General features: G+C 61.3%; 19 protein-coding genes and 1 pseudogene. 10 read left to right on the top strand and 10 right to left on the bottom strand.

Annotated elements, in window-relative coordinates:
* The first annotated feature begins 67 nt into the window (after positions 1–67).
* The 4 genes and pseudogenes from B0G57_RS30965 to B0G57_RS32390 all read left to right on the top strand — a co-directional run.
* Positions 68–301, top strand: coding sequence for a hypothetical protein (locus B0G57_RS30965; protein ID WP_102606788.1), 234 nt, complete (start codon positions 68–70; stop codon positions 299–301).
* Positions 302–1,069: 768 nt separating this feature from the next.
* Positions 1,070–2,350, top strand: a complete 1,281-nt coding sequence (locus tag B0G57_RS21865; protein ID WP_020566092.1) for a YqcI/YcgG family protein — start codon at positions 1,070–1,072, stop codon at positions 2,348–2,350.
* A 97-nt stretch (positions 2,351–2,447) separates the two neighbouring features.
* Entirely contained in the window at positions 2,448–3,065 is a 618-nt protein-coding gene (locus tag B0G57_RS21860) for an HD domain-containing protein (RefSeq protein WP_020566093.1), read from the top strand.
* A 214-nt stretch (positions 3,066–3,279) separates the two neighbouring features.
* Positions 3,280–3,693, top strand: a pseudogene (locus B0G57_RS32390) (hypothetical protein); the annotation flags it as partial.
* Positions 3,694–3,809: 116 nt separating this feature from the next.
* Here the strand turns inward: B0G57_RS32390 and B0G57_RS21850 are convergent.
* The 3 genes from B0G57_RS21850 to B0G57_RS21840 are packed head-to-tail and all read right to left on the bottom strand — an operon-like array spanning position 3,810 to position 6,853.
* Positions 3,810–4,916 (bottom strand): MBL fold metallo-hydrolase, encoded by a 1,107-nt coding sequence (locus tag B0G57_RS21850; protein WP_018439820.1) that lies wholly within the window; start codon positions 4,914–4,916, stop codon positions 3,810–3,812.
* A 9-nt stretch (positions 4,917–4,925) separates the two neighbouring features.
* Positions 4,926–5,819 carry a quinoprotein dehydrogenase-associated SoxYZ-like carrier gene (locus tag B0G57_RS21845; protein ID WP_018439821.1) on the bottom strand — a complete coding sequence of 298 codons (894 nt, stop codon included), beginning with the start codon at positions 5,817–5,819 and terminating at the stop codon, positions 4,926–4,928.
* Between the two features lie 44 nt (positions 5,820–5,863).
* Positions 5,864–6,853, bottom strand: coding sequence for a quinoprotein relay system zinc metallohydrolase 2 (locus B0G57_RS21840; protein ID WP_018439822.1), 990 nt, complete (start codon positions 6,851–6,853; stop codon positions 5,864–5,866).
* Between the two features lie 224 nt (positions 6,854–7,077).
* Between B0G57_RS21840 and B0G57_RS21835 the strand changes: the two genes are divergently transcribed.
* The 3 genes from B0G57_RS21835 (at position 7,078) to B0G57_RS21825 (ending at position 10,211) form a co-directional block, all read left to right on the top strand.
* Complete coding sequence (locus tag B0G57_RS21835; RefSeq protein ID WP_035468401.1) at positions 7,078–8,454, top strand: protoporphyrinogen/coproporphyrinogen oxidase; 1,377 nt, start codon at positions 7,078–7,080, stop codon at positions 8,452–8,454.
* Between the two features lie 57 nt (positions 8,455–8,511).
* On the top strand, positions 8,512–9,099 hold the full coding sequence (locus B0G57_RS21830) for an AfsA-related hotdog domain-containing protein (RefSeq protein WP_018439824.1): 588 nt from the start codon (positions 8,512–8,514) through the stop codon (positions 9,097–9,099).
* 302 nt (positions 9,100–9,401) lie between these two features.
* Positions 9,402–10,211 carry a hypothetical protein gene (locus B0G57_RS21825; protein ID WP_018439825.1) on the top strand — a complete coding sequence of 270 codons (810 nt, stop codon included), beginning with the start codon at positions 9,402–9,404 and terminating at the stop codon, positions 10,209–10,211.
* A 99-nt stretch (positions 10,212–10,310) separates the two neighbouring features.
* Here the strand turns inward: B0G57_RS21825 and gltA are convergent, their stop codons facing one another.
* The 7 genes from gltA to B0G57_RS21790 form a co-directional block, all read right to left on the bottom strand.
* On the bottom strand, positions 10,311–11,612 hold the full coding sequence (gene gltA / locus B0G57_RS21820) for a citrate synthase (RefSeq protein WP_018439826.1): 1,302 nt from the start codon (positions 11,610–11,612) through the stop codon (positions 10,311–10,313).
* 66 nt (positions 11,613–11,678) lie between these two features.
* Entirely contained in the window at positions 11,679–11,948 is a 270-nt protein-coding gene (locus B0G57_RS21815) for an FAD assembly factor SdhE (RefSeq protein ID WP_018439827.1), read from the bottom strand.
* Between the two features lie 12 nt (positions 11,949–11,960).
* A complete protein-coding gene (locus tag B0G57_RS21810) occupies positions 11,961–12,662 on the bottom strand; it encodes a succinate dehydrogenase iron-sulfur subunit (protein ID WP_018439828.1) in 702 nt (233 codons plus the stop codon).
* 28 nt (positions 12,663–12,690) lie between these two features.
* The gene (gene sdhA, locus B0G57_RS21805; RefSeq protein WP_018439829.1) at positions 12,691–14,466 is read right to left on the bottom strand and encodes a succinate dehydrogenase flavoprotein subunit; all 1,776 of its coding nucleotides are present in this window, start codon (positions 14,464–14,466) and stop codon (positions 12,691–12,693) included.
* Positions 14,467–14,470: 4 nt separating this feature from the next.
* The gene (sdhD, locus tag B0G57_RS21800) at positions 14,471–14,839 is read right to left on the bottom strand and encodes a succinate dehydrogenase, hydrophobic membrane anchor protein (protein ID WP_018439830.1); all 369 of its coding nucleotides are present in this window, start codon (positions 14,837–14,839) and stop codon (positions 14,471–14,473) included.
* Between the two features lie 4 nt (positions 14,840–14,843).
* Positions 14,844–15,257, bottom strand: a complete 414-nt coding sequence (gene sdhC / locus B0G57_RS21795; protein ID WP_018439831.1) for a succinate dehydrogenase, cytochrome b556 subunit — start codon at positions 15,255–15,257, stop codon at positions 14,844–14,846.
* A gap of 156 nt (positions 15,258–15,413) precedes the next feature.
* Positions 15,414–16,211: a GntR family transcriptional regulator gene (locus tag B0G57_RS21790; RefSeq protein ID WP_018439832.1), complete on the bottom strand. Its 798-nt coding sequence runs from the start codon at positions 16,209–16,211 to the stop codon at positions 15,414–15,416.
* A gap of 334 nt (positions 16,212–16,545) precedes the next feature.
* On the opposite strand from B0G57_RS21790, the gene B0G57_RS21785 reads away from it, so the two are divergent.
* From B0G57_RS21785 to B0G57_RS21775, 3 genes are all read left to right on the top strand, one after another.
* Positions 16,546–17,529, top strand: a complete 984-nt coding sequence (locus tag B0G57_RS21785) for a malate dehydrogenase (RefSeq protein ID WP_018439833.1) — start codon at positions 16,546–16,548, stop codon at positions 17,527–17,529.
* Positions 17,530–17,601: 72 nt separating this feature from the next.
* Positions 17,602–18,603 carry an HpcH/HpaI aldolase/citrate lyase family protein gene (locus B0G57_RS21780; RefSeq protein WP_018439834.1) on the top strand — a complete coding sequence of 334 codons (1,002 nt, stop codon included), beginning with the start codon at positions 17,602–17,604 and terminating at the stop codon, positions 18,601–18,603.
* A gap of 27 nt (positions 18,604–18,630) precedes the next feature.
* A partial coding sequence (locus B0G57_RS21775; protein WP_332888233.1) for a citrate/2-methylcitrate synthase occupies positions 18,631–19,103 on the top strand: 473 nt, incomplete at its 3' end.

The raw sequence follows: 19,103 nt of genomic DNA, 5'->3' as shown, positions 1-19,103 counted from the left end.
GTCATACAGGTCAAAGGCAGGCTCGGCTCTCTATTCCGGTCTGTGACCTTCGATCGCTGGAGGCGCCATGGCGCACAACTCACGCTCGAACCGCGGCAGAGGGGTGTCAGGCCGCTCCTCGCCTGACGACCCGTATTGCGGTTTTACTGATGATCGTGAGCGCCGCCATGCGCTGGTGTCCCGTGACGTCCGCATCGTCGGTTGCCGATTCGTCACCGTGGTCGGGCTCGTTACGCTCGCGCTCTACGCTCCAGCCAGCAGCATTGTCGCGCTCATTGTTCGTCTGCTCGGGCGCTTCTAGCCTAAACGCCCTGCCGCTCGGTGACACCGTATGGCAACTCGTTCTTCTCGGACGCCCACAGGGACAAAGTCCTTCGCAACGCAATCGAAGGTTACGTCCGCCTGCTCAATCACGACGGCCTAGTCAAGACGTGTGGCATGCCGTGGAAAGATCCACGCCTCTACTTTCGCGGCTGAAAGCAGCCGGGCTTTGTGCTCCGGTCCCGGTATCCACAACTGATCGCGCATGCAGCGGCGGGGCAGGCTGCCATTGCCCCAATTTCGCCTTCGTTCCTTGACCTAGCGGTCACCGCCAGATTTCCTTTGCAAGTGAAACGCTTGCGCCAATGCATCTACACGTGAATGCGGCTTGTATCCGGATCTGATCTGTTCGAAAGGGCTGGCCCCGCTTCGCGCGAAGAAGCCCCCTCCCGAGCGCCGTCATCGTTTTACCCCACTAAGCCGTCCTGATGTCGCGCCAAATTTGTCAGCATGTCGGCCGCGACCTCGCATGTCGTCGGTCTGCGTCTATCGAGACCGGGTTCCCTTCCTCTTCCGTTGGTCCGAAAAATCGCGTCAAGAGATCGCCGCCCTGGAAGGCCGCCATACCTTCCGACGACGGGCGAAGCTGGCACGCATCTCTCCGCGCTTCCGCCCGTGAGAGGCCTTCAGCGCAACTGGTTGCTTCTGCTGTTTGGAGCGATGCGGGAACCGCTGCAGACGAATTAACGCAGACCGTCCTGGATCCTGTCCAACAGAGGATAAGTAGCGGTCGAATCGAGGAATGCGTATGAACATGGACGTCACATCCATTTCTGCCGAAATGGAAAACCTCCAGTTTGAGGTAAGAGATACGGTCTTGACATTGGGCGGCTATTGGCGCCCATTATCAGCCGTTGCCCGACTGCTCGAAGAGCTAGGAGAGATCGGCGAGATTCTGACCAACGACGATCTTGACCTCAATTCCCTAAACATGGAATTGGCGGATGTCTTTATAATAGCTACTTGCATCGCTGATCAATATTGCGCAAATCTAGCCCGCAGCTACCGGCATCTAGATTTTGATGTAAGCGAGGCCGCCCTGTCGCATGCATGCCCTGCAACACTTCGCATCACGCTATCCCGACTGATCGACCGCGCAGGCCATTTGGCGCGCCTAATAAACCATCTAGAAGGAGATAAACCGATCAAGAAAACTGAGACCGTCTCTAACGTGGAAGCTGAAGTCACCCGTATTCACGCTACGTTGCTTCATGTTACTACCCTGATCGGCCATGACCTATTCCGCGCGGTCCGCGACGCGCTGGAAGCTAGCGCTCGACGAGATTGCAACAGGTTCAGCGTGTGCTGGGACCCCTCGACCGCAACATCGTTGATTCGATTTCGACAAGTCATCAGAGTCACGCCGTGCCCATTTTCAGAGAGGGCTCGCGTCTGGGGCGCCCCAGACTATGACAACTCAAAATCAATCCATCAAAATGCTTTTGCCATTTCGAATGTGTTGGCGAGGTTCTGTAGAGTCGCCCCGTACGAGGGACTCGATGGTTACGTAATAGAGCTCAACGAGCCTAGTCAAATCAATGATGTGCGATCACTGTCGCGCACTCTACTGACCGTGCTGACAGTTCTCGGCGAAATCGACAAAGCGGCTGGTCGCATCAACTGTATGGAAGGTGATTTGCTTTCCCCCGATTGGCGGTTCAGTTTCGCAAACCTAACATTCTTCATCTCCACCTTTGCGCCGTTCTACGATCCTAAGCATCCCCGTTATTCTCAGATGGCCGACGCGGCCTTTATCTTTATGCAACCCGAATTCTCTTTTTATCTGCACGGCATCCATCGTGGAAACTCAAATCGAGATTCGATAAAGATCGCGATTCGACATGCGTTCGACAGGCATACCTTGGGCTACTCGACCGCTCTCGTGGAGCAACCTGTCGAAGCGCTCAAATACATCAAGCCTCTTGACAAATACGCTGCCCCGGTGCGGTGGTGGCAAATGGATGAACTGTCCTCTTCTACCAATCCTCCCAAACAGGTAGACAGTCCCTCCGGCAGTCGTCAAAACTGAGCCCACATCTATAGAGGGGCACTGGCGTGCACATACTTCGACATCGACCGGCGCCCCTTCGTTTGGAAATCCCAGACTATGAGAAGGAGCAATAGAGATGCAAGCAGTTAAGCAAATATTATCGGTGATCCGATTAGCCGAGCAACTGAAACGGACGTTACGACATAGCTGGTTGTCAGATGGGCGCGCAGAGAGTGTTGCCGAGCATACGTGGCGTGTATCGTTGATGGCGCTCCTCGTCGCTCCGCACCTTGACGAGCAGGTCGATGTTGAGCGCTTGCTCAAGATCGTCATTATTCATGACCTCGTGGAAGCTATCGCAGGAGACATTCCGGCATTCGAACTTATGCGTAGCGCAGAAAGCCGTACCACAAAGAGAGATGAAGAACAAGCGGCGATATCCGCAATTGCTGAAATGCTACCCGATGTCAACGGCATTGAGATCCTCTCACTTTGGAGAGAATTCGAGTCAAAAAACACTCTCGAATCAAAGGTGGCCAATGCTCTAGATAAGTTGGAGGCACAAATTCAGCATAATGAGGCTTCTCTCGCAACGTGGCTAGACATTGAGAAGGGGCTCATGCATCTTCTCGATCAACATACATTTTTTGATACTTTTCTCGACGAATTGCGGAACCAGGTGGTGCAGGAAACGACGCGGAAGCTCGCATCCGAAGGACCAGCTACTACCTTCCCGGAGGATCGAAAGATATGAGTGGCACCGTCACACACTGGGAATCTGGATATGCACTTCCCGTCGAGGACATTCCATGGGAAATAGGTACGCCCCCGCAAGAACTGCTGGACCTCCTGAGCGATGCAGACTGTCCTCAATGCGGGCGCGCCTTAGACGTGGCGTGCGGCACTGGAAATTACTCGCGGTATCTGGCATCTCGCGGATTTGATGTAATTGGGGTGACTTCTCGTCGCGAGCATTGAGTATCGCTCGTGCGAGAAGTACGGAATACCTATCGAGGGTAAAATTCATCGAAGGCGACGTGACGCGATTATCCGATCACATTGACGATGAGTTCAAGTTCGATTTGATACTTGATTACAGCTTTCTTCACCACCTCCCGCCTGCGTCGATAGTGGACTATGCAAGTCAATTCCGCGCTAAGTTGAGTCCTTTGGGAAGATTATTGCTCGTGTGCTACTCCGAGAATGACCCCTTCGCGCGTGGTCAAAAGAGTGCGAGAGGCACGTTAGGGAACGAAATGTTTTATCGGACGAGACGATGCATTGAGGAGGCCTATTCAACGCTCAAGGTGGTCTCTTACCGCGAAACCACCCTTGGGAAGCAACGCCATCACCTCGGACATTGCTTCGTCTTCCGAAGGTAGTGGCTCAACGGCCGTCCTATCGTATGAACCGTTGACTTGCTGACTACGCGAACGAACTCGCAAGGAGGTTGGCGTTCGTTCGCATGACGCTGGCGCATACGTCACTACCGCCGCTTCTATTGACGTTCCAACTCAAGATATACCCGCTGCACGTTTTGCGGATGCACTGTCGAATACAGCTTCCACGTGCGGAAATCCGGGGTCTCGGCATGCTCTCTCGCACTGACGAGTCCCCTGCCCGACGCGTACGCGCGGCGTACCGACGCATCTAGCGCGCGCAAATAGTCGCCCGTCGCACCGATGCGCTCCAGTCCGACGACTGGACCGAACCCCGGCACGACCTTCGTGATTTCGAGCCCACCGAGTCGGTCGAGCGCCGCGATCCAGCCGTGGATCGACTCATTGCGAAGCTCGGGAATGCGTCCGATGCTGACGAGCGCGCCCGCGAACAACACACCCGTCCGCTCGTCGCGCACGGCAAGATCGCCGGGCGTCGCGGCAACACCGAAGTTAAGCAGTTCGATCGCACGGCCACCGGCTTCGATACGCGTTGTGCCGTCGACCGTGCGATCCGGCACGGTCACGCGCGAGCCGCTCATCTCTTCCTCGCCCAGCGTGCGACGCAGGTTCGCGAGGCAGATCGAGCAGCGCTCACGGATCAATTCAGCCGTGCGCCGATGCGCGAGAATCGGTATCCCCGCGTCCCGGAACGCCGATGCGCCAAAGACGAACTCGGGCGCCTGGTGCGTGAGGATGACAAGCTCGATCGGCAGAGGCGTCACGCGATGAATCGTCTCGATCATCGCGCGACCATAGCGATAGGACGAGCCTGTGTCCACGACGACGACGCCGCTCGTTCCAACGAGAAACCCGCTGTTGGCGACGATGCCATGATTGCACGGCGCAACGGCATCGCCATTGCCGAGCATGACGTAGACGCCGGGCGCGACTTGCAGCGGATGCGGAATGTCCTGCTCCGTCGCTACCGCGGGTAACGTGGCAATGCCCGCCGCATTTCGGGTTGCCTGCGCCGTGGCGGATGCAACGCGGTCAGTCGCGATCGGCGCCTGAGCCGCCCCGAGACGGGGTGCGAGCAGCAAAAACGCCGCAAGCAAGGCAAGCAACGATCGCGTCGCGCACGCGCCCCCGAGCGAGGCCCTCGCGCCATACTTGCCAAGCGCGGATCGAGATCGAGCCAGGCGCGTTTGCGGGCCTTCGTCCATGCTCGCCGATCACTTCGGCGCGGGCGCCTGCGATATCGTCGCCCCTTGCCCGGGAACGCTGATCGCACTTTCGAAGAGGTGGTTCTGCGAATCCTCCACGGTCGCCTTGAGCTCGCCGCTGCCGCGCGGCATGAAGAAGAACCGGAAGTTCGGATTCTCGCTGATAGTGAAGTTGACGTTCGCCGTCATTACCGGCTTGCCAGCGTAGGTCACCTCGACCTTGCGAACGAAGTACGCCGACGCATACCTCCGCGTGATCTGGTTCATCGCCATGCCGGTGCGGTTCGGATGGCTGATCATCAATTGCGCGAGCTGCGGTCCGCCCGACTGCGCTTGGCCTACGGTGGCAAGGCGCATCTTGCCCGCGTTGGCGGCAGCCGCTTCGTCGTCTTTGCCGGCCGGCGCGGAGCAGCCGCCCGACGCCTTGATGAAACGCACCGCGCTGTAGAGGCGGCCGTCGTTCGTTTCCGCGATGACGCGCATGAACGTGTAGTCCTCGACCCGAACGCGCGTTTCGATGCTCGCGCGCCCCGAGTCGGGCGTGAACTCGAACCAGCCGGCGTACGGCTCGGGATTCTGGTCGATGAAGAGATAAATCTTGCGGATGTAGTGCGTCGGCGTTTGCGGGAACTGCGCGGTAATGGAAATAGGAACGATGGCCGCATCGGCCGCTCGAGCGGGCGCATCCAGCTTGATCACTGCGTCGCCGTGCGCTTCGATCGGTCGGTTCTGGAAGAGTCCGGCGCGGAAATCGGTCCAGCGCTCGACCTTGTTCGGATCGTCGTCCGGGGAAGCCATCGCCGCTCGGGCCAGGTTCGCCCCGGTGAGCACGCCGACGAGCGCGATAGCGACCCATGTCGCCATACGAATCGTCTGGAATTTCATCGGATTGAGGTCGTTCATGACCCTTCCCTCCATCGAGTGACATCCGCGCGCATCGTCCGGCGCTACGGCTCCCACTCGAGCTCAGCATAGGCCGCCGTCACGTTACGGCGCTGGTAGACGTCGAAGAGCCGCCATCGGCTGCGTTCGTCGAGACCGATCGTGTCCACCGCCTGCTGCATCGTTTTCCCCGCGCGAATAGCCGCACGTACATCATGCGCCAGTCGAGTCAGGTAGGCATTCTCTTTATCGAGCGTCCTCGGCCACGGCACGCGAAGCGGGCCGTGCCCCGGCACCGCGCGCCGCACGCCCGGCAGCGCCCGGATCGTCGCGAGGTCGTCGATCCAGCCGAGTACGCTGCCGTCGATGACCGGGAGGCAGCCGGCGAACAGGAGGTCGGCAAGCCACAAGGTACCCGTGTTTACATCGTAGACCGTCAGGTCGTTGTTCGTATGTGCCGTTTTCCAGGTGCGCAACGTCAACACGCGTGAACCGAGGTCCAGGTCGAGCGTGCCGTGAACGAGCAACGTCGGAGGAATGACGCGGCTGCCGGCGGCGACGTCGCCGAGCTCTCTCGTCAGCACGCGCAGGTAACTTTCCGAATGAGAAAGCTCCGCTTCAGGCAGTTTGGCGCTGCCGACGAATTGCGGATGATCGTCGACGAACGCCGCGTTGCCGAAGATGTGATCCGGATGCATATGGGTATTGATCACATAGCAAATCGGCAACGGCGTAACGGCACGAATCGCGGCACGCAAGGCGCGCCCCTCGGCGAGCGTGCCGCCCGTATCGATCACCGCGACGCATCGCGCACCGATCACGAAGCCGATGTTGGCAATGTCGCCGCCGTTCTGACGCGTCGCAACGTCGTCGTGGCCGCGATGGGCGAAGAGGCCCGGCGCAATTTCAGTCACGCTCAACGGCTGCGCGCGAGCCGCGGATGAGCCGATGGACGAGGCCGGCTGCGCGGCGCTCAACGCGGCACACCATAGCAGCCCCACGGCAAGCAACCGCTTGCTCGAAAGAACAGTCACGCAGCGTGGCGGGATCGACATCGGCACATCCAGGCAACGGAGGAGGAAGTCGGATTCCAATCAGCTTGAGCGTTTCGTTCGGCGAAGGCAAGCCAGGCTCGCTCCGAGACGGTTTCGCCACTATTTGGGAATTGCCTAGCAAAAGCGACAGGTTTTAAAGCGGTTTGGGGCGACCTATCGTATGAACAATCAACGCACAGAGCACGGCTCGATCGACGGGTCGAGGTGCGCAAGGAGCGCCAGCCATGACAGAGATCGAGCGGCACCCACGTTGCGCAGTGGTCGGTGGTGGCATTTCGGGCATCGCCGCCGCGCATTTTCTGCGCTTGCGCCATTTCGACGTCGAAATCCTCGAGCAAGACGACTCGCTGGGCGGCCGCGTCGGATCGGCGAGGCTCGGGAATCGAACCATCGATCTCGGCGGCAAGAACATCGGGCACAAGTACGCCGTGTTTCGGGCGTTCGCCGCATCTCTCGGCCATTGCGATTACGAACCGTTCGGCATCAACACCTCGCGCGTGCGTGAAGGCCGTATCGTCACACTCGACAGCTCGCGCCGCTGGCGCTCGACCATCGATTTTTTTCGGGATTGCCCAAAGGCCGACGTTCTCCGGTTCGCACATCTGTGCGCGCGCGTCCTGCTCCGAGATCGAAACCGATACCTCGGCTCCGCGTTTTTCAATTCGCTCGCGCGGCGCCTCGACGATGCTCCGCTCGGCCCGCGGTTCAGCCCACATTTCCGCAACGCGGTGCTGCGCCCCATGTGGGTTCGAATGAACGGCGCGGAGCCCGACGAGGTCTATGCGGGCAATATCGGCACGAATCTCGGGATGTGGCTCGACAGCTACGATCAGCTTCGCGGCGGCATGGCGGCGCTACTGAGCGATTTCGCGCGAACGATGCCGGTGCGGCTCTCCTCGCGCGTCGATGCATTGATCGTCCGCAACGGTCGCATCGCGGGCTTGTGCGTGACTGATTCCGACGGCAAAACGAGCACGCGCCACTACGACGCCGTCGTGCTCGCCACGCCGGCCAGCGTGTCAGCGTGTCTAATTCGCGACGCATTACCGAAGACCGCCGCGCTGCTCGATCAGGTGCGTTATTTTCCGGTCGCGGTAGTCGTCGCCGAGTACAAGCGGGAAATTTTCTCGGAGACGGTGCGTGCATTGACGTTCGGGCCCGAACAACCGCTCAGCAACGCCGGCGCCTACGGCATCGACGATCGTCACATCGTGCGCTATACCTTCAGCGGCCGCGCGGCGCGGCCGCTGATCGAGCAACGGGTAACCGCCGAAGCACTGCTCGATACCGCTGAAAACATTCTCAATCGTCACATCGGCGTCAGGCGAAATGAACGCCGCGCATTCGTCGCCCGCACTTTCGACCCGGGGCTGACCGCCTATGCGCCGCATCACGAACGCGTGCTCGAAGCAATCGATGCGGTACCGCACTCTATAGGAGGCCTTCACCTCACGGGAGATTACGTGCGGGGCGCATCCATCGAAGCGTGCCTGCGCGCGGCCCGCGAAACCGCCGCGCAGATCGTCGACGCAAGTCCCCGCCGTCAGCGTCGATCTACGTCGCCGGGCGAGCACCCCATTGAAGACATCGCCTCACATTAGAACGAACACGTCGGCGTCTTCTCGCCCCCATCCTCAGACGAAGTAAGAGGAAACACCATGAGCAGTCTCGAGCGATCGCTCGAATTCGGAAGCGAATTCGACGCAGACAACCGCAAGCACATTCATCGCAAGCTCGTGCACAAAGCCGAACTGGCACATGTCTTCGTCGAGCACATCGAGGCCTTGCCGCGAACCGACGACGGCTTCGACCGCTTCCTGGCACCGCTCGTCATCGACAGCCGTCATCCGTTTTTCTTCGAGCACCCGCTCGACCATGTGCCCGGGCTCATGCTGATCGAAGGCACGCGCCAAGTCGGGACCGCGATTTCGCATCTTTTCTATGACGTCTCGTTCGACCTCAGCTTCGTATTGAATTGGCTCGAAGTGCGCTTCACGAACTTCGCGGAGCTGACGAGCCCCGTGGCCGTTCAAATGACGATTACCGAGAAGGCCTACCGGCATCGGCGCCTCAACGGTCTCGCGTGCAAAAGTCAATGGCTGCAGGACGGACGATCGCTCGGAACGATGGATGCCGAGTGGAGCTTTTCATCGCCGGCCATCCTTTCGCGCTTGCGTCATAGCGCGATTTTTGTGATGAAGCGCGAATTTCGTCGTGTACATGCCCGTTTGAAGGAACATCAGTAGACTATCACGTCATCCGGATCGGGCTGAAACACCGTCATCTTCTACTTCAATGCGCGCTGCAGGTCGTGTCGACCTACGCCGTGGTCGCGGCGCTCATCTATGCCAAACCCGTTTTCACGGCCATCATCAGCATTACCGCAATCCCAAGCTCGATCCGTCCACGTGGGTGAAGGCGGACGGCGCTGCAATGTCGCGGCTGGTCTATATCGCGCACTACTTCTTCAGCTACAAAGCCGCCCGCTTCGAGCCTCGCCCGAATCGATGCGGCACTCGTCGTCGACGCCAGCGGACGATCGTCGCATATGCCCGTCTGGCTGCGCGATCTCGGCTGCGAGACGCCGCAAGAAACCGTCGTCAATGCATTCGTCGGCTATGCAAGCCGCATTTATCGCATTCCGTCGAAGCGCGCGGATGCGGCTTGGAAAGCGCTCGTCGTTCACAGCCGACCGCCGCTCTGCCTGCGCAGCGGCACGATCTTTCCCATGGAAGGCAAGCGCTGGATCGTCACGCTGACAGGCGCCTCGAGGGACTACCCGCCCGCCGACGATGCGGGCTTTCTCGAGTTCGCGCGCAGCCTCCGCTCGCAAGCGCTCTACGAATCGATCGTTGCCGCCGAGCCGCTCAGCGCCGTGCATCACTATCGGCGCATGGAAAACCGGCTACGCCACTACGAGCGCGTCGCACGCTGGCCCGAAGGAATCGCCGTCGTCGGCGACGCGGTCTGTGGATTCAATCCCGTCTATGGTCAAGGCATGACCATCGCGGCGATCGACGCACAATTGCTCGACACGCATCTGAGGGAGGCCGCGGGCAAGCACGCGATCGGGCATGCGTTTCAACGCGAGGTGGCCGCCGCGCGTCGCGCCGCGTGGACGCTTTCGACCGGCGTCGACTACCGATACGACAAAACGCAGGGACCGAAGCGCGCCTGGCACATGCGTGTCATGCAGCGCTATATGGATCACGTCGTCGCGCTCGCTGCCGAACGCGGCGACGTTTACCGGCGACTGCTCCACGTCATGCATATGCTCGCGCCGCCGTTCTCTCTGCTCGCGCCGGACATTGCGACGCGCATCGCGCTCCGGTCCATGCTCGGAACGACGTCCCGATAAACAATGCGCCCCGACGGTTGTACCCGCCGGGGCGCAATGTGCTTCAATCCGTCGCCGCCACCGCCGAAGCACGCGGCGGCTACGAACCGACCATTCCGATCAACGCTGCGAGATCGGCTTCGCCTCGCGAGCCGTGTGGCCGACGAAGAGCTGACGCGGACGACCGATCTTTTGCTCGTCGTCAGCGATCATCTCGTTCCATTGCGCGATCCAGCCGACCGTGCGCGCCATCGCGAAGATGCAGGTGAACATCGACGTCGGAATGCCGAGCGCGCGTTGCACGATGCCCGAGTAGAAGTCGACGTTCGGGTAGAGCTTGCGTGATACGAAGTATTCGTCTTCGAGCGCGATCTTCTCGAGCTGCATGGCGAGCGCGAAGAGCGGATCGTCGTGCAGGCCGAGCTCCTCGAGCACTTCGTGGCATGTTTCGCGCATGAGCTTCGCGCGCGGATCGTAGTTCTTGTAGACGCGGTGGCCGAAGCCCATCAGCTTCACGCCCGAGTTCTTGTCCTTGACCTGCTTGATGAACGAGCTGATGTTGTCCGGCGAGCCGATCTGCTCGAGCATGTTGAGCGCCGCTTCGTTCGCGCCGCCATGCGCAGGGCCCCACAGACACGCGATGCCGGCCGCGATACAGGCAAACGGATTCGCACCCGACGAGCCGGCGAGACGCACGGTCGAGGTCGACGCGTTCTGCTCATGATCGGCGTGCAGGATCAGGATGCGATCGAGCGCGCGCACGAGCACGTCGTTGACGTGATAATCCTCGCACGGGTTCGAGAACATCATCCGCATGAAGTTCGCGGTGTACGAAAGGTCGTTCTTCGGATAGACGAACGGCTGACCGATGCTGTACTTGTACGCCATCGCCACGAGCGTCGGCAGCTTCGCGATCATGCGAATCGCCGAGATGTCGCGGTGACGCGGATCGGTGATGTCGAGCGAATCGTGGTAGAACGCCGACAGCGCCCCAACGGTGCCGACGAGCGTCGCCATCGGGTGCGAATCGCGACGGAAGCCGCGGAAGAAGTACTGCATCTGCTCGTGCACCATCGTGTGACGCGTGACCGTATCCACGAACTCCTTCTTCTGCGCCTCGTTCGGCAGGTCGCCCTTCAGCAGCAAGTAGCAGGTCTCGGGGAAATCCGCGACCTTGGCGAGTTCGTCGATCGGATAGCCGCGGTAGAGCAGCTCGCCCTTGTCACCGTCGATGTAGGTGATCGCGGAATTGCACGACGCGGTCGACATGAAGCCGGGGTCGTACGTGAATTTGCCCGTCTGCCCGTAGAGCTTGCGGATGTCGATCACGTCCGGGCCCATCGTGCCCTTGTAGATCGGCAGTTCGACGCTCGGCGAGTTGTCGCTGAAGGACAGCGTGGCTTTAACATCTGACGGAGTCATAGCATCCTCAATCGAAGTTGGAACGGGTTTCCGTGTCATGCGCGCGCGGCGCCCGAGATGCGCCGCTCAAACGGCGCGCAACAGCCCCAGCACCCGGACAATGGCCGGGTCGGAAAGCTCGCCTTCCGGTTCCTTGCGAGCGAGAAGCAAGTCCATCAGGTCGTTATCGCTCAGCTCGAAGAGGCGCGTGAGCGCCCCCACGTCGTCATCGCTGAGGCTATCCTCGTAACGGCTGAAAAAACGCTCGAAGATGAGGTCGTTTTCCAGCAAGCCGCGCCGCGCGCGCCAGCGCAGACGCGCGCGGCGCAGCGGATCGGACTGATGCGAGGTTTCCATACGTCTAAAGCGTCAAACGGTACGGCGTACCATCAGTTCCTTGATCTTGCCGATCGCCTTCGTCGGATTGAGCCCCTTCGGGCACACGTCGACGCAGTTCATGATCGTATGGCAACGGAAGAGACGATACGGGTCTTCAAGGTTGTCGAGACGTTCGCCCGTCGCGGTATCGCGGCTGTCCGCAATGAAGCGATAGGCCTGCAACAGCCCGGCCGGTCCGACGAACTTGTCCGGGTTCCACCAGAAGCTCGGGCACGACGTCGAGCAGCTTGCACACAAGATACACTCATAAAGCCCGTCGAGTTCGTCGCGCTCTTCGGGCGACTGCAGACGCTCCTTCTCGGGCGGCGGCGCATCGTTGATCAGGTACGGCTTGATCGAGTGGTACTGATTGAAGAACTGCGTGAAATCGCAGATCAGGTCGCGTACGACGGGCAGGCCCGGCAACGGACGCAGCACGATCTTCTGGGGCAGCTCGTTCAGATTCGTCAGACAAGCCAAGCCGTTTTTGCCGTTGATGTTCATCGCGTCCGAGCCGCAAACGCCTTCGCGGCACGAGCGACGGAACGACAGCGTCTCGTCGATCGACTTCAACTTCACGAGCGCATCGAGCAGCATACGCTCGTGTTCAATTTCGAGCTCGTAAGTCTGCATGCGCGGCGCCGCGTCCTTGTCCGGGTCGTAGCGGTAGATTTCGAAAATGCGTTTTGCCATTTCTGCTGTCCTTGGAATGCCGTCCGTCTCAGAAAGTACGCGCCTTCGGCGGCACCGATTCGACCGTCAGCGGCTTCATGTGCACCGGCTTGTAATCGAGGCGATCCCCCTCGCTGAACCAAAGCGTGTGACGCAGCCAGTTCTCGTCGTCGCGGTGTTCGTAGTCGCTTTGCGCGTGCGCGCCGCGGCTTTCCTTGCGCGCTTCGGCCGAGACTATCGTCGCGCGCGCCACCTCGATCAGGTTGGCGAGCTCGAGCGCCTCGACGCGAGCCGTGTTGAACACCTTCGACTTGTCCTTCAGATGGACATGCTCGACGCGCTCGCTGAGCTCCTTCACCTTCGTGACGCCTTCGGCGAGCAGCTTCGACGTGCGGAATACACCGGCGTGCGACTGCATCGTGGAGCGGATATCGCCGGCGATTGCCTGCGTGTACTCGCCCGAGCTCGAGCTGTCGAGCTTCGCCAAGCGCGCGAGCGACAAATCGGCCGCATCGGCCGGCAGCGGCTTATGCTCCTTGATGTCCTTCACGTGCTTGACGATATGGTTGCCGGCCGCGCGGCCGAAGACCACGAGGTCGAGCAGCGAGTTCGTGCCGAGGCGGTTCGCGCCGTGCACCGAGACGCACGAGCACTCGCCCACGGCGTAAAAGCCGTTGACGGGCTCTTCGTGATCGCGCGACGTCCCGACGACCTGGCCGTGCATGTTCGTCGGAATGCCGCCCATCTGATAGTGGATGGTCGGCACGACGGGGATCGGCTCCTTGATGCAGTCGACGTTGGCGAACTTCAGCGCGATCTCGCGGATCGACGGCAGACGCTTCATGATCGTCTCGGCGCCGATATGCGAGAGGTCGAGCAGCACGTGGTCCTTGTTCGGACCCACGCCGCGGCCTTCCTTGATTTCCTGGTCCATCGAGCGCGAGACGAAGTCGCGCGGCGCGAGGTCCTTCAGCGTCGGCGCATAACGCTCCATGAAGCGCTCGCCGTTCGCGTTGCGCAAAATGCCGCCTTCGCCGCGCACGCCTTCGGTGATCAGCACGCCCGCACCCGCCACGCCCGTCGGGTGGAACTGCCAGAACTCCATGTCCTGCAGCGCGATGCCCGCGCGCGCCGCCATGCCGAGGCCGTCACCCGTATTGATGAACGCGTTCGTCGATGCGGCGAAGATGCGGCCCGCGCCGCCCGTGGCGAAGAGCGTCGTCTTGCCTTCGAGGATGTAGACGTCGCCCGTCTCCATTTCGAGCGCCGTGACGCCGAGGACGTCGCCGTCCGCGTCGCGAATCAGGTCGAGCGCCATCCACTCGACGAAGAATTGCGTCTTCGCCGCGACGTTCTGCTGGTAGAGCGTGTGCAGCAGCGCGTGACCGGTACGGTCGGCCGCCGCACAGGCCCGCTGCACGGGCTTTTCGCCGTAGTTCGCGGTGTGGCCGCCGAACGGGCGCTGATAGATCGTACCGTCGGCATTGCGGTCGAACGGCATGCCGAAGTGCTCGAGCTCGTAGACGGCGTTCGGCGCCTCGCGGCACATGAATTCAATCGCGTCCTGATCGCCGAGCCAGTCGGAACCCTTGATCGTGTCGTAGAAGTGGTAGTGCCAGTTGTCTTCGCTCATGTTGCCGAGCGAAGCGCCGATCCCGCCTTGCGCGGCGACCGTGTGCGAGCGCGTCGGGAACACTTTGGAGAGCACGCAAACGGACAGGCCCGCGCGCGCGAGTTGCAGCGAAGCACGCATTCCCGAGCCGCCCGCGCCGACGATGACCACGTCGAAGCGGCGACGCGGCAGAGAATTCTTGATTGCAGCCATTCTTTTACACTCTCCAGAGAATCTGTGCGGCGTAGCCCGCGCACGCGAGCAGCCAGGCGATCGTCAGCGCTTGCAGGAAGAGGCGCACACCGACGGGCTTCACATAGTCCATCCAGATGTCGCGCACACCGACCCACGCGTGATAGAAGAGCGACAGCAGCGTGACGAACGTCGCGAGCTTCATCCATTGCGTGGCGAAGATCGACGCCCAGCCTTCGTAGGAGAATGCCTGCGCGCCGAAAAACCAGACGAGCAGAATGATCGTGTAGATCGCCATGATGGTGGCGGTGACACGTTGCGCGAGCCAGTCGCGCAAGCCGTAATGCGCGCCGACGACGAGACGCTTCGGGCCGATTCGATTGTTGGCTGCCATGTTGTCAGAAAGCTCCGAACAGTTTGAGCGCGAAAGCGATCGTCAGCACCGAGGACACGACGAAGACGACGAGCGACGTTTGCCGACCGCCTTCCTTCGTCACCGAGTGGTGCAAGTCCATCAAGAGGTGGCGGATGCCGGCGCAAAAATGGAAAAGGAAAGCCCACGCGAGCACGAGCGTGATGAGCTTGACGACGATGTTGGAGAGGAACGCCTTGAAGACCTCGAAGCTCAATTCGGAAGTGAGGCTTCGATCGAAGAGGTAAAGCAGGAACGGAAGAAAGAGAAAGAGCAGCGCGCCGCTGACTCGGTGGAGGATGGACACCTTCGCCGCCAGCGGTAGGCGATACGTCATCGTGATGTCACCCAATCCGATGTTCCGGAACTCCGGCCTCGGCTTTCTTACGGCTTCTGCCATGCTAGACCCCTACTGTGTAGTCAACTAACCCGCGATTTTAGCGCCATTTCATACCGCAGCGCAGCGAATGAAGTGCAAAGACCGTTGCGCAGTCAGCAAAAGAAACGCTTCTGTCATATTCCGGCGCGGCGCTCGCGGACGCCTCCCCGCCGGCTTTCAGCTCAAATCGTTCTGATAGTAGTACCCGGTTGTGACATACCAACCGCGGCGCACTTCGACGGGCCGATCGCCGTACGTGTAAGACACACGGTCGACCGACAACAACGGAAATCCCTCGGGCACGCCGAGCAATTCGGCGACGGCCGGCTCCGCTGCGATCGCCCGGATCTTCTCGGACGCGCGAATCATGCGCGTGCCGAACTCCGCTTCGAACATCGCGTACATCGGCCCCTTGTACTCCGAGAGCCGCTCGAACGTCAGGCCGCGGAATATGGCGCCCGGCAGCCAGATCTCGTCGAAGACGGTCGTGACGCCGTCGAACTGCAAGAGCCGCTTGATCTGCACCACCGGGTCGGCCGGCTTCAGCTCCAGCTGGCGCGCGATCTCGGCCGGCGCGCGCAGCCGCTTGCATTCGAGCAGCTTGCTGACGTGCGGATGCTCGATTCCGTCATCGGCCAGCAATCTGAGGAAGCGAAACTGGGCGCGATCCTCGTTGTGCGTTGCAACGAACGTGCCTTTCCCCTGACGGCGCACGAGCAGGTTCTCGGCGGCGAGCTCGTCGATCGCCTTTCTGACCGTGCCCTGGCTGACTTTATAGCGCGCGGCGAGCTCAAGCTCGCTCGGTATGATCTCGCCCGGCTTCCACTCGCCCGACACGAGGCTTTGCGTGATGAGCCCCTTGATCTGCTGGTAAAGCGGGCTGAACGTCGGCGAAGGCGCGCTCCCAGCCGTCCCGTCGCCGGTCTGGCCGTTCGGATTCGCGTTGCTCGCCTGGTTCGCATTCATGGCGCGCATTTCAACACAAACGCGGCTCGCGCGTCCAGATTTTCCCGGCCAATTCCTGTGTCTTATATAAGACATAAGATACGGTTGACTTTTGTAGGGACGCGATCCTAAACTCCGTCGCGAGCAACGGTTCCGGGCCGGCCTCGCACCCGCGGGCGCGCGAGCTTCGCATGATTTATGCAGATCATCGCGAAGCAATGCCAGCCGGGTCCTCGCGGCACTCCGCCGAGGTGGCCGCCGGTCCCGCTTCGGCCCCACGTTTCGCGTAACGCGCATAAAATGGCGTTTCCCCTAGCGTAAGACTGCACCAAACGCATCAACGCATCGTCCTGGAGAGTTCTCAATGGCTAAGCCCGCAAAGCGCGTTGCCGTCACCGGCGCCGCAGGTCAAATCGGTTACTCGCTGCTCTTTCGCATCGCCAACGGCGATCTGCTCGGCAAAGACCAGCCCGTCATCCTGCAACTGCTCGATCTGCCGCAAGCGCAAGCCGCCGTCAAAGGCGTCGTGATGGAGCTGGAAGATTGCGCATTCCCGCTTCTTTCCGGCGTCGTCGTCACGGACGATCCGAAAGTCGCCTTCAAGGACGTCGACTACGCCCTGCTCGTCGGCGCTCGCCCGCGTTCGAAGGGCATGGAGCGCAAGGATCTGCTGTCGGCCAACGCCGAAATCTTCACGGTGCAAGGCCGCGCGCTCAATGAAGTGGCGAGCCGCGACGTGAAGGTGCTCGTCGTCGGCAACCCGGCGAACACGAACGCCTATATCGCGATGAAGTCGGCACCCGATTTGCCGAAGAAGAATTTCACGGCGATGCTGCGCCTCGACCACAACCGCGCACTCTCGCAGCTTGCGGCCAAGTCGGGCAAGCCCGTCGCCGCGATCGAGAAGCTTGCCGTCTGGGGTAACCACTCGCCGACGATGTATCCGGACTTCCGCTTCGCCACGATCGAAGGCCAGTCGCTCACGAAGCTCATCAACGACGACGAGTGGAATCGCAACGTCTTCATTCCGACGGTCGGCAAGCGCGGCGCGGCGATCATCGAGGCGCGCGGCCTCTCGTCGGCAGCGTCGGCGGCCAACGCGGCGATCGATCACGTGCGCGACTGGGTGCTCGGCACGAACGGCAAGTGGGTCACGATGGGCGTACCGTCGGACGGTTCGTACGGCATCCCCGAAGATATCGTCTACGGCGTGCCGGTGACTTGCGAGAACGGCGAGTACAAGCGCGTGACGGGGCTTGAAATCGACGCTTTCTCGCGCGAGAAAATGGACTTCACGCTGCAAGAGCTGCTCGAGGAGCGTGACGGCGTGCAGCATCTGCTCGGCTGATGCATCGTATGCCGGCCGCCGTCGCATCGCGCTAGCGCGGCGGCCAGGCCGGCATGCCCGTCGACGCCGAACATGCGCGCCCTCATTCCCGCCGAAGTCCTGTTTGACGGCGAAGCCCCTCCCACCGTTCTGCCCGTTTGCGATCACTACGCGGGCAGCGAGAAGCTGATGTCGAAGTCGCTCGCGCTGCAGGCGCAGCTCGGGCCCGTCTTCGACGTCACGCTCGATTGCGAAGACGGCGCGCAGGTCGGCCGCGAGCAAGAGCATGCCGAGCTCGTCGCCTCGATGATCGGCGGCGAGCACGATCGGTTCGGTCGCGTCGGCGTGCGCATCCACGGCTTCGATCACCCGCATTGGCGCGACGACGTCCGCCTGATTCTGCGCGCCGCGAAGCGCGCCCCCGCCTACATTACGCTGCCGAAGATCCGCCGCACGGCCGACGCGGCCGAAATGTGCGCGTTCATCGAAGGCATGCGGCGCGAGCTCGGCATCGCTAAGCCGATACCGCTGCAATTGCTGATCGAGACGCACGGCGCGCTCGCCAATGTATTCCAGCTCGCGGCACTGCCAACGGTCGAATCACTTTCGTTCGGCCTCATGGATTTCGTTTCGGCGCACGACGGCGCGATTCCCGACACGGCGATGCGCTCGCCGGGCCAGTTCGATCATCCGCTCGTGCGGCGGGCCAAGCTCGAAATCGCGGCGGCGTCTCATGCACATGGGCGCGTTCCTTCGCACAACGTGAGCACGGAAGTGCGGGACATGGAAGTTGTCGCGAACGACGCCGCGCGCGCACGCGATGAATTCGGCTATACGAGGATGTGGAGCATCCATCCCGCTCAGGTGCCCGTCATCGTCGCCGCATTCGCCCCACGCGACGACGCGATCGCGACGGCTTCCGCTATCCTGCTCGCCGCTCAAGGCGCGCAGTGGGGTCCGATACGCCACGGCGACACGCTGCACGATCGCGCGAGCTATCGCTACTACTGGTCCGTGCTGCGCAGGGCGCGCGCCACAGGCAAGGCGCTGCCGCCCGAGACGGCGCCGCTTTTCGGCATGGGCTCGTCCGAATAGCCGAGTACGAGGAGACGGTCAAACACCATGAGTGAAGCCGATAACACGACACCAAGCCCGTCAGGCTTCAAACCGAAGAAATCCGTCGCGCTTTCGGGCGTGACGGCCGGCAACACGGCGCTTTGCACGGTCGGGCGCACGGGCAACGATCTGCACTATCGCGGCTACGACATCCTCGATATCGCCACCACCTGCGAGTTCGAGGAGATTGCCTATCTGCTCGTGCACGAAAAGCTGCCGACGGCCACCGAGCTCAGCGCCTACAAGACGAAGCTCAAAGCGCTGCGCGGGCTGCCCGCGAACGTGAAAGCGGCGCTCGAATGGGTGCCGGCAAGCGCCCATCCGATGGACGTCATGCGCACGGGCGTCTCCGTGCTCGGCACAGTCCTGCCCGAGAAGGACGACCACTCGATCGCCGGCGCGCGCGCGATCGCCGATCGCCTGATGGCCTCGCTCGGCTCGATGCTGCTCTACTGGTACCACTACTCGCACAACGGCCG

The sequence above is a fragment of the Trinickia symbiotica genome (assembly GCF_002934455.1).
Taxonomy (GTDB): domain Bacteria; phylum Pseudomonadota; class Gammaproteobacteria; order Burkholderiales; family Burkholderiaceae; genus Trinickia; species Trinickia symbiotica.
Note: the sequence above shows the minus strand (reverse complement) of the source record. Positions and strands in the feature narration are given on the sequence as shown.